Below are 13,243 nucleotides of genomic sequence, written 5' to 3'. Positions count from 1 at the left end.
ACGAAGGTCATCGAGACTTTCCGGAGACTGTCATGCCCGACTTCAACGAATCCCGCGACAAGGCCTACGACCACGAGCAGGAGGCCCGCTATTGGCGCGACAACTACGCCAAGCGCCCCTACATCCAGCAAGGCGACACGCACGATGACTTCGGCCCCGCGTATGCCTATGGCGTCGATGCGTTTGCCCGCTATCCGGATCGTGAGTTCGAGGACTTCGAAGCCGAATTGCACCGCGACTGGGGCAACCAGCGGCAGGGCTCCTCGCTCGAATGGGCGCGGGCCAAGCCGGCGGTGAAGGACGCCTGGGACCGCATCAAGGAGGCGTCGAACATGCCGCCGTCCACGCGCTAAGGGGTTCCCTCGGAGGCGGGTGCCGATGCGGCTTCGGACGCCGCCTCCGCCGGCAGCCCGAAGAGCGTGTTCGTGTCCGCATTCGGATCGGTACGCTCCGTCTGGCCGGCGTCGATGCCCTGGAGCATCTCCGTCGCCTTGTCCATGTCGACTGCTTCCGCCTTGTCGAGGAACGCGGTCACCGTGACCGGGAAGAAGATGACGATGGCCACGAGGATCAACTGCATCACCACCCAGGGGATGGAGCCCAGGTAGATGTCGCTTGACAGCACCTTCCTGGGCAGCGCGCCGTTTTTGAAGAGCGTGTCCGAGATGCCTCGCAGGTAGAACAGCGCGAACCCGAACGGCGGATGCATGAAGCTGGTCTGCATGTTCACGCAGAGCATCACGCCGAACCACACCAGGTCGATGCCCATCTTGTCGGCGACCGGGCCGAGCAGCGGCAGGATGATGAAGGCGATCTCGAAGAAGTCGAGGAAGAACGCCAGGAAGAAGATGAAGAGGTTGACGACGATCAGGAAGCCGATCTGACCGCCGGGCAGGTTCGAGAGCAGGTGCTCGATCCACTTCCCGCCTTCGACGCCCTGGAACACCAGCGAGAAGGTCCGCGACCCGATCAGGATGAAGACCACCATCGCGGTGATGCGCATGGTGCCGATCATGGCGTCCTTGACCACCGGCCAGTTCAGCCGCCGGTGCGACGCCGCCAGGATGAACGCGCCGACGGCGCCCATCGCGCCGGCCTCGGTCGGCGTACAGATCGCCGTGTCGATGCCGGGCAGACCGCCCATCGACCCCAGCACCGCGAAGATCAGGATCGCCGACGGGATGATCCCGCGCAGGCACTTCGCCCACAACGCCCAGCCGTCGAGGGTGCGGGCCTCCTTGGGCACGCCAGGCACATGCTCGGGCCTGATGCGCGACACCATGAAGGTGTACAGCGCGAAGATCAGCACCTGCAGGATCGACGGCCCCCACGCGCCTTTGTACATGTCGCCGACGGGCTTGCCGAGCTGGTCCGCCAGCACCACCAGCACCAGGGAGGGGGGCACGAGTTGCGTGATCGTCCCCGAGGCTGCCAGCACGCCGGTGGCGTAGCGCATGTTGTAGCCGTATCGCATCATGACCGGCAGCGAGATCATCGCCATGGCGATCACCTGACCGGCCACCGTCCCGGTGATCGCGCCGAGGATGAAGCCCACGATGATCACCGAATAGCCCAGCCCGCCGCGCACCGGCCCGAAGAGCTGGCCCATCGAATCGAGCATGTCCTCGGCGAGCCCGCATTTCTCCAGCAACGCGCCCATCAGCGTGAAGAAGGGGATCGCCAGCAGCAGGTCGTTGGACAGGATGCCGAAGACGTTCTGCGGCAGCGCCGACATGAACGAGGGCGGGAACCAGCCTTGGCTCACCGCGAAGAAGCCGCAGGCCAGTCCGAGCGCGGCGAGGGAGAACGCCACGGGGAAGCCGATCAGCATGATGATGATCAGCCCCGCGAACATCAGCGGGGGAAACTGCTCCATCGTGATCATTGCAGCGGCCTCTCGTAGTGCGTGTCCATCTCGACGAGGTGGGCCAGATAGCCGATGCGCTTGATCACCTCCGAGATCCCCTGCACGAACACCAGCGCGAAGCCCACCGGCAGCGTCAGCGCGGCCGGCCAGCGGATCAGGCCGCCGGCGTTGCCCGACACTTCACCGCTGGTGAACAGCTTCCACGCGTAGCCGCCGTAGCCCAGCGCGGCGACGGTGTCGTCCGCGCGCATGCCGGTGGTGAGCTTCACCAGGAAGAAGTCCCACGACAGCCAACCCGCAAAACCCATCACGGGGAGCAGGAACACGATCAGCCCGAACAGGTCGACGTAGACCTTGCCGTGGCCGCGGAGTCGCGTGTACATGATGTCGACGCGCACGTGCTCGTTGAGCCGCAGCACCTGCGCCGCGCCGCCCATCACGCAGACAGCGAACAGGTACCACTGGATCTCAAGGAAGGCGTTGGAGCTGATGTCCAGGCCGTAGCGGATCACCGCGTTCGCGGCGCTGATAAAGCACGACAGCAGGACAGCCCAGGCGGCAAGCGTGCCGAACCGGTCCGTCAGCCAGTCGATGCCCTTGGCAAATGCAAGCAGGGCTTTCATCGACGAGTCCAGGTCTCCATCGAGCCCGCGACGGGTCGGGCTCAGTTCTTGTCATGGAGGCGGACTGTATCCAGCCCGGGTCGTCTGGAACCTGAATTCCAGGAGTGTTCCGGGAAAGCCCTGACGAAAGAAAAATGGCCCCGGTCGAAGACCGGGGCCATCCCATTCGATGTCGCAATGATCAGAGTTGCGTCGCGGCGGCGAAGAGTCTTGTCGACCGCGCACCCGAGCGGCAGAACGCCAGCACCGGCTTGGGCACTTCGTCGAGCAGCGCGCGCATCGCGGCGATCTCTTCCGGCGACTGGTAGCCGCCTTGCACCGGCAGGTGGTGGTAGACCAGCCCCGCGGCTTCGGCCGCGGCGCGGACCTGCTCGCTGGTGGGCTGGTCGGGGCCGTGCTCGAAATCGGGGCGATTGTTGATCACCGACTTGAAGCCGGCCTCGGCCAGCGCGGCCATGGCTTCCGGCGTCAACTGCGGCGCGACGCAGAAATCGGGCGTCAATTGTTGGACGGTCAGTTCCATCGCGGACTCCTGTCGTTGAATCGGGAGAGGGCCTCAGCCCGCCAGCGCGGCCTTGACCGCCGCCGAGACCAGACCCATGTCGGCCTTGCCCGCCAGCTTGCCCTTCACGGCGCCCATCACCTTGCCCATGTCGGCGGGACCCTTGGCACCCAGCTCGGTGACGATCGCGGCGACTTCAGCCTTGATCTCCGCCTCGCTCAGGCGCTGTGGCAGATAGACCTCCAGCACTTTCAGCTCTGCGGTTTCCTTGTCGGCCAGATCCATGCGGCCGGCGGCTGTGAACTGGCTGATCGAATCCTTGCGCTGCTTGATCAGCTTGTCGACGATGCCCACCAGCGTCGCGTCATCCACATCGATGCGCTCATCCACTTCCTTCTGCTTCACCGCGGCCAGCAGCAGCCGGATCGTGCCCAGGCGTTCGCTGTCCTTGGCGCGCATCGCCGTCTTCATGTCTTCGGTGATCTGTTCCTTCAGGCTCATGAGGGCTCCTTGATTCGTGGTCTCGAGGGAGATGTGGGAGAGGTGAGAGATGTCGTAATGTCGCGCAGAAACAGAAAAGCCCGCGGCAGCGTCCTGCGCGGGCTTTCTGTGCTGTTCCGGCGGTGGGGATCGTCAGTGGACGGGTCCCCGGTGCCGAAGCGGTCCGATCAGACGATCAGTACAGCTTCTTGGGCAGCTGCATGCTGCGCACGCGCTTGTAGTGACGCTTGACGGCGGCAGCCTTCTTGCGCTTGCGCTCGGCAGTCGGCTTCTCGTAGAACTCGCGGGCGCGCAGCTCGGTGAGCAGGCCCAGCTTTTCGATCGTGCGCTTGAAGCGGCGCAGGGCCACGTCGAACGGCTCGTTTTCTTTGACGCGAATGGTGGTCATGAAATTCCTTCAAATAGCGCTCGGTGTTCGCGAGGAAGGGCTTGCCTTCGAAGCGGAGTATCCGGATTCCACTTCCGAATCGACGCGCAGGGTTTGCCAGCAAAACGCGGATTCTAGCCTTATTTTTGTGGGTTCGCCATCAACGCCGATGCAACTGGCGCGCGCGAGACGCCACGTTTCCCGTCGACGCCCGTGTCCCCTGTGAAGGCCCCATGGTCTCGCGAAGAGCGGGCGTGATATTTTCACGCCTTGTTCCTGCCGGGGCGCAGGCCAGCCTCTCTGGGCGAAGTGCATCGCTCTCGACCCGGGCCAGGGCAAGCTAGGATGCCGGACCCCAAGCTTAGGGGGAGTGGCCCCTTCGTACTGCCGACGGCACTTGCCCCGGCGACGGACGCCCATCTACATTCGATCCACCACCATTCGACCGCGAGGGGCCGCCCCCCTGGCCCGGCCCGACCCATGGAATTACAAGCCGCCGCGACACCCGCGCCTGCCAGTTTCGATGCCTGGCTGGAATCGTCGGGAACGTCCCAGACGCCCGTCGCGGCCGGCTTGCTCAGCCTGCTGGAGCCGACGGGCGCCTGCCTGACCGTGAAGTCGATGGCCACCGGCCGGTATGTCTTCGCCAGTCCTGGCATGAGCGAGCTCTTCGGTCGCCTGGACACCGGCATCGTCGGCGCCGCCGACGCCGAGCTGATGCGCGGCGACGAGGTGCAGGCGATGCGCCGTTCCGAACAGGCCACGCTGGCGCAGCGCGGCGTCGTGAGTTCCGAGCACCGCCTGGAAATCGGCGGCCGTCGCCGCGAGTTCATGGTCATGCGCGCGCCCCTTGGCGCGGAGCACGTGATGGCGCTGTGGAGCGACAAGACCGAGGAGCGTCACCGTGAGACGCACCTGCAGCGCGCACTGCAGCAGCTCGAGCAGCAGCAGAAGTCGCTGGAGCAGATGCGCCGTGAGCTGCAGCAGGGGAGCGGTCGCGACGAGGTCTCGGGTCTCTACATGCGGGCGCAGTTCGATGATCAGTTGCTTAGGGAGATCGATCTCTCGACCCGCGAGCACCGCGAGTTCACCCTGGTGCTGATCGCGCTGGATCCGGTGTCACCGGAGGCCGGTCTGGGCGAGGAGGCCCGTCAGCGCCTCCTCGAAGGTCTGGGGCGCATGCTGCGCGCCAACACCCGAGCGATGGATGCGGCCTGCCGCATCGGCGACGACCTGTTCGCGGTGCTGCTGTCGGGCGTCGGCCTCGCGACCGCACACGCGCGCATGGAACAGCTGCGTCGCCAGTGCCACGCCCAGATCGTCGTGCTGCATGGGCAGGACATCGGTCTGTCGTTGTCGATGGGCGTGGCGAGCTTCCCGCACACCGCCTCGCGACAGGAGGAGCTGCTGGGCGCCGCCGAGATGGCGGTGAAGGAAGCTCAGCGGCGCGGTGGCAACCAGGTCGTGCTGGCGTCGATCCCGTTCGGGATGGGCGGCTGAGAACGCTGCGGTGGTCGCCGGGCGAATCGCCCGTCGATCAGGCGAGCAGCTTCTGAAGGTGCTGCCACTCCGCTGGCGTCACCGGCGTGATCGACAGCCGGTTCCCCGGCTGCAGCGTGCGCATGTCGGCCAGCGCCGGATCGCGCTTCATCTCCGCCAGGCTCAGCAGGCGCGTCTTGCGCACGAAGCGCACGTCGACGTGCTGCCAACGCGGTTCGTCGCGTTTGGCCTTCGCGTCGAAGTAGTGGCTCCCGGGATCGAACTGGGTCTCGTCCGGGTAGGCGGCGCTGCTGACCTCCGCAAAGCCGGCGATGCCCGGCTCCGGGCAGGACGAGTGATAGAACAGCACGCCGTCACCGATGCGCATCTGGTCCCGCATGAAGTTGCGGGCCTGATAGTTGCGCACGCCGGTCCAGGGAAGTTCGCCGGCGGCCTGCAGGTGATCGATCGAGGCTTCGTCCGGTTCGGACTTCATCAGCCAGTACTGCGGGGAAGCGTTCGTGGTGTTGCTCAAGGCTGAATCCTCACGACGATGGCTGATGGTGATCGACCATGAAAAAACCGCGCGTGACGGAGGATCAGGCGCGGTTTCGGGAAGAGGTGTCCACGGCGAACCGTGAGCCGCATTCCTGAACCCTAGGGGTACAGGTGGGCGAGGTCAGCAGGGCTTCGGGTTCATCTGACGCGAGACGCTCACACCAGCTCTGCAATGTTCCAAGCCCTTGCTCGCGAAAGCATCGGTTCAAGGAAATATAAAACTCACGCGAACGCAGTGGACAGAACGGATTCTACGCGCGGCGATCCCGCGTTCACAGCAGTTGCCCGTCTTGGACAAGGGCTTCATCGAGCCGCTTCATCAGCGTTTCAAGATCAGGTATGGCGCCGTTGGTTCCAGTGCCGACGCTTGAATCCGTAGCGTCACTGGCCACCGCCGCCGATCCATTCGATTCGGTGAGCGAGTAAGCAAGGTTCAAGGCCGCCAGCACTGCGATTCGCTCGCGCGCCTTGATACGACCGGCATCACGGATCGCGCACATCTCCTTGTCGACCCGCGCCACCGCCTTCTGCAGCGCCGCCTCGCCGCCTTCCGGGCAGCCGAGGAGGTAGCTCTGGCCCATGATCGTGACTTCGATTTGCTTCATGCGCCCGTCTTTCGAGAATTGGAGGGTTCAGTGCCGTCGCTGCTTTCAAGCAGGTCGACCGCTTCCAGCGGCAGGCGGTCCAGCAGGGCATCGACGCGCGCGCGCGCCGCGGCAAGTCTGGAGCGCAGGCTGTCGCGCTCCAGCGTGAGCGCCTGGACCTGTTGCTCGAGCAAGCCGTTCGTGCGTTTGAGTTCCTCGTGACGCACCAGCAGGCGCTCGACGCGGTCGACTAGGTCGTTGATGCTGGACATGGCTTCCCTGACGGATGAACGCGCAGATTGTAGGGGGCGGGGTTCGTTCAACGCGCCGCGGCCATCGGCCCGCTGTCACATTGCGCGACGACGGCGCAACGCTCGCACAGTGGCCGTCGGGCCTGGCAGACATAGCGGCCATGGAGGATCAGCCAATGGTGCGCATCGACGAGGAATTCCTCCGGCACACGCTGGAGCAGTTGCTGCTCGACTTCGAGCACGTTCTTGCCGGGTGCGAGACCTGTGCGGTTGCCGACGCGGAAGATGTGCGTGTCCACGGCCATCGTCGCTTCGCCGAAGGCGACGTTGAGCACCACATTCGCCGTCTTGCGGCCGACGCCGGGCAGCGATTCGAGCGCCTCCCGGCTCTGCGGCACGACGCCGCCGTACTGTTCGACGAGGATGCGGCAGGTGGCGTACAGATTCTTCGCCTTGGTCTTGTAGAGCCCGATCGTCTTGATGAACTCGGCGAGCCGTTCCTCGCCGATGTCCAGGATCTTCTGCGGCGTGTTGGCGACGACGAACAACCGTCTGGTCGCCGTGTTGACGCCCACGTCGGTCGCCTGCGCGGACAGCAGCACCGCCGCGAGCAGTTCGAAGACGCTGGCGTACTCGAGCTCGGTCTGCGGCGACGGATTGGCCCGACGGAGGATCTCGAAGAATTCGCGGACTTGCGTTTGATTCATGGCGAGCAAAAAGCGGCTGGCGATGGGGCTTGGCGGTCAGGCGCCGCGTTTGGCGCGCGCCCGGGCGAGCGCGGCTTCGATGACGGCGCGCTTGCGGTCGATCTGCGCGGCGTCGGTGAGCCGCGTTTCCTCTTCGAGGTGATCGAGCTTGTGCTGCGCCTTGGTTTCGAGGCGCGCATCATGCTCGCGCAGGTCGCGCGCGACGCGGATCTCATGCCAGCGGTAGCGCTCGCGGGCGCGTTCGGCCTGGGGTGCGCCCCACGCCGCCCAGCCGCTGAGCCCCGGCGTGACGACGGTCAGCGAAATGCAGTCGACCGGACACACCGGGATGCAGAGTTCGCAACCGGTGCAATCGGCATCGATGACCACATGCATCTGCTTGCTGGTACCGACTATCGCGTCGACAGGGCAGGCCTTGATGCACAGCGTGCAGCCGATGCACCAGCCTTCGTCGATGACGGCGAGTCGGCGAGGCCCCTCGCTGCCGTTGTCCGGATTGAGCGGCAAGGCCTCGCGTCTGGTCAGCGCGGCCAGGCGGGCGATGCCCTCAGCGCCCCCGGGCGGGCACTGGTTGATGGCCGCCTCGCCGCGCGCGATCGCGTGGGCGTACGAATGACAGTCGGGATAGCCGCAGCGTGTGCATTGCGTCTGCGGCAGGGCCAGATTCAGGCGTTCGACGAGATCGTCGAACGGGGCGGAGGTCGGTTCAGCGGAGGCGGAAGCGGCGGGGTTCACTCGGTCGGCTTGCGCGACCTGCGGGCCGCGGCCGGACGGGCAGCAGCGCGCTTGGCCGCGGCGGGCTTGTGCAACGGGGCCGCATCGTACTTCGCAATGAAGTCGCGGATCACCGGGTAGACCTTCTCGCGCCAGCGGCGGCCCGAGAAGATGCCGTAGTGGCCGGCGCCGACCGCGTCGTAATGGGCCTGGTCCTTCGCGTCGATGCCGCTGCACAGCTCGTGGGCCGCCTTGGTCTGACCGGCGCCGGAAATGTCGTCCAATTCGCCTTCGACCGTCAGCAACGCCGTCTGGGTGATGTCCTGCGGACGCACCAGATCACCGCCGACCTCCCAGGTCCCATGCACCAGCGCGAAGTCCTGGAACACCGTCTTGATCGTGTCCAGGTAGTACTCGGCCGGCATGTCCAGCACGGCGTTGTACTCGTCGTAGAAGCGGCGGTGGGCGTCGACGTTGTCGTCGTCGCCGCGGACCAGATCCAGGAAGTAGTCGTAGTGCGAGCTCAGGTGGCGGTCCGGATTCATCGCCACGAAGCCGGTGTGCTGCAGGAAGCCCGGATAGACCTCGCGGCCGGCGCCCGGGAAGTTGGTCGGAACGCGGTAGATCACGTTGTTCTCGAACCAGCTGTAGCTCTTGTTCATCGCCAGGTTGTTGACGGCCGTCGGGCTGCGGCGGGCGTCGATCGGGCCGCCCATCATCGTCATCGACCGCGGCGTGGTCTCGCCCTTGGAGGCCATCAGCGAGATCGCCGCGAGCACCGGCACCGTCGGCTGGCAGACCGAGATCACATGGCAGTCTTCGCCGACGTGGCGGATGAAGTCCTGGACGTAATAGATGTAGTCGTCGAGGTGGAATGCACCGGCCTCGAGCGGCACCATGCGGGCGTCGGTCCAGTCGGTGATGAAGACCTTGTGGTCCTTCAGCAGCTGTTTGACGGTATCGCGCAGCAGCGTGCTGTGATGGCCGGACAGCGGTGCCACGACCAGAACGGTCGGCTGCGCCTTCATCTTGGCCAGCACGGCCTGATCGTCGGTGTAGCGCTTGAAGCGCAGCAGGCGGCAGAAGGGCTGCTCGAGCGCCACCAGTTCCTGGACTGCGACGTCGACGCCGTCGACCTCGACGCTGTTGATCTCGAATTCCGGCTTCTCGTACTCCTTGGCCAGCCGGTGCATCAGATCCAGGCCTGCGGACATCCGGTGCGACAGCGGCGTATGGGCGAAGGGCGACAGCGGGTGGCTGTACAGCTTGGCTGTGGCGCTGGCGAATTCGGAGAACGGGCTCAGCAGCGCGCGTTGGGTTTCATAAAGCTGGTAGAGCATCTGGCGGACCTCTCGAGGGGAGTGAGGCGAAGGCTGGCACCCGTTGTGCAATGCAGCAATTCTAGGCCCCGGGTTTTGGAAGTGTGTGTCGCCAGTGCGCCGTGCAAGGCGGAAGGAGGGGTTTCGAACCTATGCATTTCGCCATAAATGCGCAGGGCCGGCCTGCTTGCGGCAGGTCCGGCCCTGTGTTCGATGGCCGATCGTGCGATCAGCGCATCGAAGTGTGGTGTCGAGGGAGAGCCCAGTGATCAGGCCTTCTTCACCGCAGCGATCGCGGCGGCGACTTGTTTCAAGTTCTTGCTGTTCAGCGCGGCGACGCAGATACGGCCGGAGTCGACGCCATAGACGCCGAATTCCGAGCGCAGGCGCTGCATTTGCTCGGCGGACAGCCCGCTGTAGCTGAACATGCCCTTCTGGCGGGTGACGTAGCTCAGGTCGTCGGTGATGCCGGCGGCCTTGAGTTCAGTGACGAGCGCCTCGCGCATCTGCTTGATGCGCACGCGCATGCCGGCCAGTTCCTCTTCCCACTGGGCCCGCAGCGCCGGGGTCGACAGCACGGTGGCCACGACCTGGGCCCCGTGCGTCGGCGGGTTGGAGTAGTTGGTCCGGATGACGATCTTGAGCTGGCTCAGCACCTTGACCGTCTCTTCGGCCGAGGCGCAGACCACGCTCAGCGCGCCGACGCGTTCCCCGTAGAGCGAGAAGCTCTTGGAGAAGCTGGTCGACACGAAGAAGTCCAGGCCGGCGTCCAGGAACTGCCGGATCACGGCGCCGTCCTCGGCGATGCCTTCGCCGAAGCCCTGGTAGGCCATGTCGAGGAAGGCGACGAGATCCTTCGCCTTGACCGCCTCCACGACCTGGTCCCACTGCGCGGGCGTCAGGTCGTAGCCGGTCGGGTTGTGGCAGCAGGCGTGCAGCACGACGATCGTTCCGGCCGCCGCGGCGTTGAGCGCCGACAGCATGCCGTCGAAGTTGATGCCGCGATTGGCGGCGTCGTAGTAGGGGTAGGTGTCGACCGGGAAGCCCGCGTTGGTGAACAGCGCGCGGTGGTTTTCCCAGGACGGGTCGGAGATCAGCACCGTGGCGCCGGGATTCAGGCGCTTGAGGAAGTCCGCACCGATCTTCAAGCCGCCGGTACCGCCGATGGCCTGCACGGTCGCCACGCGCTTGCTCTTGAGCACGTCGCTGTCGGCGCCGAAGACCAGGCCTTGGACCGCCAGGTCGTACGCGGCGATGCCGTCGATGGGCAGATAGCCGCGCGGCTTGGGAGCGGCCTGCATCTGTGCTTCCGCGGCGGCCACGCAGGCCAGCAGGGGCAGCTTGCCGTTGTCGTCGTAATAGACGCCGACGCCCAGGTTGACCTTGTTGGGATTCGGGTCGGCGTTGAATTGCTCGTTCAGACCCAGGATGGGGTCGCGAGGGGCCATGGCGACGGCGGCGAACAAGGACATGGAGGCTTTCCTGACAAACGGTGGAGAGGACTGCGCTACGCTGTCGCGTCCTGACGCCCGAGGCGCCTCCTGAGCGCCCAGCGAAGCCCGCCGATTGTAGGCAGGGAACATGCGTTGCCCCTGGGAAACCCTGATGAGTCGATCTTCCGCCGCCAAGCCTGAAACTCCTGTCGCCAAGGGGGAGAAACCTGCCTCTCTAGAGGTGGATACCACCGGCGCGGGCGAGCCGCCGAAGGGCGAATTCGTCTCTTTCGAAGGCTCTCCGTTCCAGTTGTTCCAGCCGTACCCGCCCGCGGGCGATCAGCCGACGGCCATCCAGGGGCTGGTGGACGGTGTCAATGACGGCGAGAGCTTCCAGACGCTGCTGGGCGTGACGGGGTCGGGCAAGACCTTCACGATGGCCAACACGATCGCGCGTCTCGGACGCCCGGCGATCGTCTTCGCGCCCAACAAGACGCTGGCGGCGCAGCTCTACAGCGAGTTCCGAGAGTTCTTCCCGAAGAACGCGGTCGAGTACTTCGTCAGCTATTACGACTACTACCAGCCCGAGGCCTACGTCCCGCAGCGTGACCTGTTCATCGAGAAGGACAGCGCGATCAACGAGCAGATCGAGCAGTTGAGACTGTCCTGCACCAAGAGCCTGCTGGAGCGGCGCGACGTGGTGATCGTGGCGTCGGTGTCGGCGATCTACGGCATCGGCAACCCGAGCGATTACCACCAGATGGTGATGACGCTGCGGGTGGGCGACAAGGTCGGCCAGCGCGACGTGATCCAGCAGCTGGCGCGCATGCAGTACACGCGCAACGAGATGGAATTCACCCGCGGCCACTTCCGCGTGCGCGGCGACACGATCGACGTGTTCCCGGCGGAGCACTCGGAGCTGGCGCTGCGGATCGAGCTCTTCGACGACGAGGTCGAAGGCCTGGTGCTCTTCGATCCGCTGACCGGCCAGATCCGGCAGAAGATCCCGCGCTTCACCGTCTATCCCTCCAGCCATTACGTGACCCCGCGCGACCGCGTGGTCGCCGCGATCGAGACGATCAAGGAGGAGTTGCGCGAGCGCGTCGCCTTCTTCATCAAGGAGGGCAAGCTCGTCGAGGCCCAGCGGCTGGAGCAGCGCACGCGCTTCGACCTGGAGATGCTCCAGGAAGTCGGGCACTGCAAGGGCATCGAGAACTACACGCGCCACCTGTCGCAGGCCGCGCCGGGCGATCCGCCGCCGACGCTGGTGGACTACCTGCCGCCCGACGCGCTGATGTTCCTGGACGAGAGCCACGTGCTGATCGGCCAGTTCGGCGGCATGTACAACGGCGACCGGGCGCGCAAGAGCACGCTGGTCGAGTACGGCTTCAGACTGCCGTCGGCGATGGACAACCGGCCGCTGAAATTCGAGGAGTACGAGCGCAAGATGCGCCAGGCCATCTTCGTCAGCGCCACGCCGGGCGAGTACGAGAAGCGCCAGGCCGGCAACGTCGTCGAGCAGCTGGTGCGGCCGACGGGCCTGGTGGATCCGATCGTCGAGGTGAGACCGGCCGTGCATCAGGTCGACGACGTGCTGCAGGAGATCCGCGACCGCGTCGAGATCAAGGAACGCGTGCTGATCACGACGCTGACCAAGCGCATGGCCGAGCAGTTGACCGAGTACCTCAGCGACAACGGCGTGAAGGTGCGCTACCTGCACTCGGACATCGACACGGTCGAACGGGTGGAGATCCTGCGCGACCTGCGGCTGGGGACCTTCGACGTGCTGGTGGGGATCAACCTGCTGCGCGAGGGCCTGGACATCCCCGAGGTGTCGCTGGTGGCGATCCTCGATGCGGACAAGGAAGGCTTCCTGCGCGCGGAACGCAGCCTGATCCAGACCATCGGGCGGGCCGCGCGGAACGTGAACGGCAAGGCGATCCTGTATGCGGACCGCATGACCGAGTCGATGAAGAAGGCCATCGGCGAGACCGAACGCCGTCGCGCCAAGCAGATCGAGTTCAACGAGGCCAACGGCATCACGCCGCGCGGCGTGGTGAAGCGCATCCGCGACCTGATCGAGGGTGTCTACAGCGACAAGCCGGGCCGCGACGATGCCAAGGTGATCCACGATGCAGCGGAGGTCGAGGCGCTGAGCGAGAAGGACCTGAGCAAGCGCATCACGCAGCTGGAGAAGCAGATGCTGGAACACGCGCGCAACCTCGAGTTCGAAAAGGCCGCGCGACTGCGCGACCAGCTGTCGCAACTCAAGGAACAGGCCTTCGGCGCGGCCGTGCACGACAACGTCGTGCCGATCACGGCCGGCAAGGGGAAGTAA

Annotated in this window: 15 protein-coding genes and 1 other RNA gene; 3 read left to right on the top strand and 13 right to left on the bottom strand. The window is 65.5% G+C overall.

The window, feature by feature from the left end:
* The first annotated feature begins 32 nt into the window (after positions 1 to 32).
* Positions 33 to 353, top strand: coding sequence for a hypothetical protein (locus tag ABE85_RS10260; RefSeq protein ID WP_067273543.1), 321 nt, complete (start codon positions 33 to 35; stop codon positions 351 to 353).
* Here the strand turns inward: ABE85_RS10260 and ABE85_RS10255 are convergent.
* The 5 genes from ABE85_RS10255 to rpsU all read right to left on the bottom strand — a co-directional run bounded on the left by ABE85_RS10255 (position 350) and on the right by rpsU (position 3,881).
* Positions 350 to 1,882, bottom strand: a complete 1,533-nt coding sequence (locus ABE85_RS10255; RefSeq protein WP_067282350.1) for a TRAP transporter large permease subunit — start codon at positions 1,880 to 1,882, stop codon at positions 350 to 352. The two genes, ABE85_RS10260 and ABE85_RS10255, sit on opposite strands and share 4 nt — an antisense overlap.
* Positions 1,882 to 2,490, bottom strand: a complete 609-nt coding sequence (locus ABE85_RS10250) for a TRAP transporter small permease subunit (RefSeq protein ID WP_067273540.1) — start codon at positions 2,488 to 2,490, stop codon at positions 1,882 to 1,884. The genes ABE85_RS10255 and ABE85_RS10250 overlap by 1 nt, the downstream gene beginning before the upstream one ends.
* Before the next feature lie 181 nt (positions 2,491 to 2,671).
* Positions 2,672 to 3,013: a TIGR01244 family sulfur transferase gene (locus ABE85_RS10245; RefSeq protein ID WP_067273537.1), complete on the bottom strand. Its 342-nt coding sequence runs from the start codon at positions 3,011 to 3,013 to the stop codon at positions 2,672 to 2,674.
* A 33-nt stretch (positions 3,014 to 3,046) separates the two neighbouring features.
* Positions 3,047 to 3,493, bottom strand: a complete 447-nt coding sequence (locus ABE85_RS10240; protein ID WP_067273534.1) for a GatB/YqeY domain-containing protein — start codon at positions 3,491 to 3,493, stop codon at positions 3,047 to 3,049.
* Positions 3,494 to 3,668: 175 nt separating this feature from the next.
* The gene (gene rpsU / locus ABE85_RS10235) at positions 3,669 to 3,881 is read right to left on the bottom strand and encodes a 30S ribosomal protein S21 (protein WP_012346814.1); all 213 of its coding nucleotides are present in this window, start codon (positions 3,879 to 3,881) and stop codon (positions 3,669 to 3,671) included.
* Positions 3,882 to 4,340: 459 nt separating this feature from the next.
* On the opposite strand from rpsU, the gene ABE85_RS10230 reads away from it, so the two are divergent.
* A complete protein-coding gene (locus ABE85_RS10230; protein ID WP_082938505.1) occupies positions 4,341 to 5,360 on the top strand; it encodes a GGDEF domain-containing protein in 1,020 nt (339 codons plus the stop codon).
* A 37-nt stretch (positions 5,361 to 5,397) separates the two neighbouring features.
* Here ABE85_RS10230 and ABE85_RS10225 read toward each other — a convergent pair whose 3' ends face one another.
* The 8 genes from ABE85_RS10225 to ABE85_RS10190 form a co-directional block, all read right to left on the bottom strand.
* Positions 5,398 to 5,835 carry an EVE domain-containing protein gene (locus ABE85_RS10225; RefSeq protein WP_067282344.1) on the bottom strand — a complete coding sequence of 146 codons (438 nt, stop codon included), beginning with the start codon at positions 5,833 to 5,835 and terminating at the stop codon, positions 5,398 to 5,400.
* Between the two features lie 122 nt (positions 5,836 to 5,957).
* Positions 5,958 to 6,142, bottom strand: a non-coding RNA gene (gene ssrS, locus ABE85_RS10220) — 6S RNA.
* 27 nt (positions 6,143 to 6,169) lie between these two features.
* Complete coding sequence (locus ABE85_RS10215; protein WP_067273531.1) at positions 6,170 to 6,502, bottom strand: cell division protein ZapA; 333 nt, start codon at positions 6,500 to 6,502, stop codon at positions 6,170 to 6,172.
* A complete protein-coding gene (zapB, locus tag ABE85_RS10210; protein ID WP_067273528.1) occupies positions 6,499 to 6,753 on the bottom strand; it encodes a cell division protein ZapB in 255 nt (84 codons plus the stop codon). The genes ABE85_RS10215 and zapB overlap by 4 nt, the downstream gene beginning before the upstream one ends.
* A gap of 47 nt (positions 6,754 to 6,800) precedes the next feature.
* Positions 6,801 to 7,439, bottom strand: a complete 639-nt coding sequence (gene nth, locus ABE85_RS10205) for an endonuclease III (protein WP_067273524.1) — start codon at positions 7,437 to 7,439, stop codon at positions 6,801 to 6,803.
* 36 nt (positions 7,440 to 7,475) lie between these two features.
* Complete coding sequence (gene rsxB / locus ABE85_RS10200) at positions 7,476 to 8,174, bottom strand: electron transport complex subunit RsxB (RefSeq protein ID WP_067273520.1); 699 nt, start codon at positions 8,172 to 8,174, stop codon at positions 7,476 to 7,478.
* Positions 8,171 to 9,493 carry a polyhydroxyalkanoate depolymerase gene (locus ABE85_RS10195; protein WP_067273517.1) on the bottom strand — a complete coding sequence of 441 codons (1,323 nt, stop codon included), beginning with the start codon at positions 9,491 to 9,493 and terminating at the stop codon, positions 8,171 to 8,173. The genes rsxB and ABE85_RS10195 overlap by 4 nt, the downstream gene beginning before the upstream one ends.
* A 248-nt stretch (positions 9,494 to 9,741) precedes the next feature.
* On the bottom strand, positions 9,742 to 10,944 hold the full coding sequence (locus ABE85_RS10190; protein ID WP_067273513.1) for an amino acid aminotransferase: 1,203 nt from the start codon (positions 10,942 to 10,944) through the stop codon (positions 9,742 to 9,744).
* A 133-nt stretch (positions 10,945 to 11,077) separates the two neighbouring features.
* On the opposite strand from ABE85_RS10190, the gene uvrB reads away from it, so the two are divergent.
* Positions 11,078 to 13,243, top strand: a complete 2,166-nt coding sequence (gene uvrB, locus ABE85_RS10185) for an excinuclease ABC subunit UvrB (RefSeq protein ID WP_082938504.1) — start codon at positions 11,078 to 11,080, stop codon at positions 13,241 to 13,243.

This window comes from Mitsuaria sp. 7, from assembly GCF_001653795.1.
In the GTDB taxonomy this organism is placed as follows: Bacteria; Pseudomonadota; Gammaproteobacteria; order Burkholderiales; family Burkholderiaceae_C; genus Roseateles.
The sequence above is the reverse complement of the archived record's forward strand: the minus strand, read 5'-3'. Positions and strand labels throughout refer to the sequence as shown.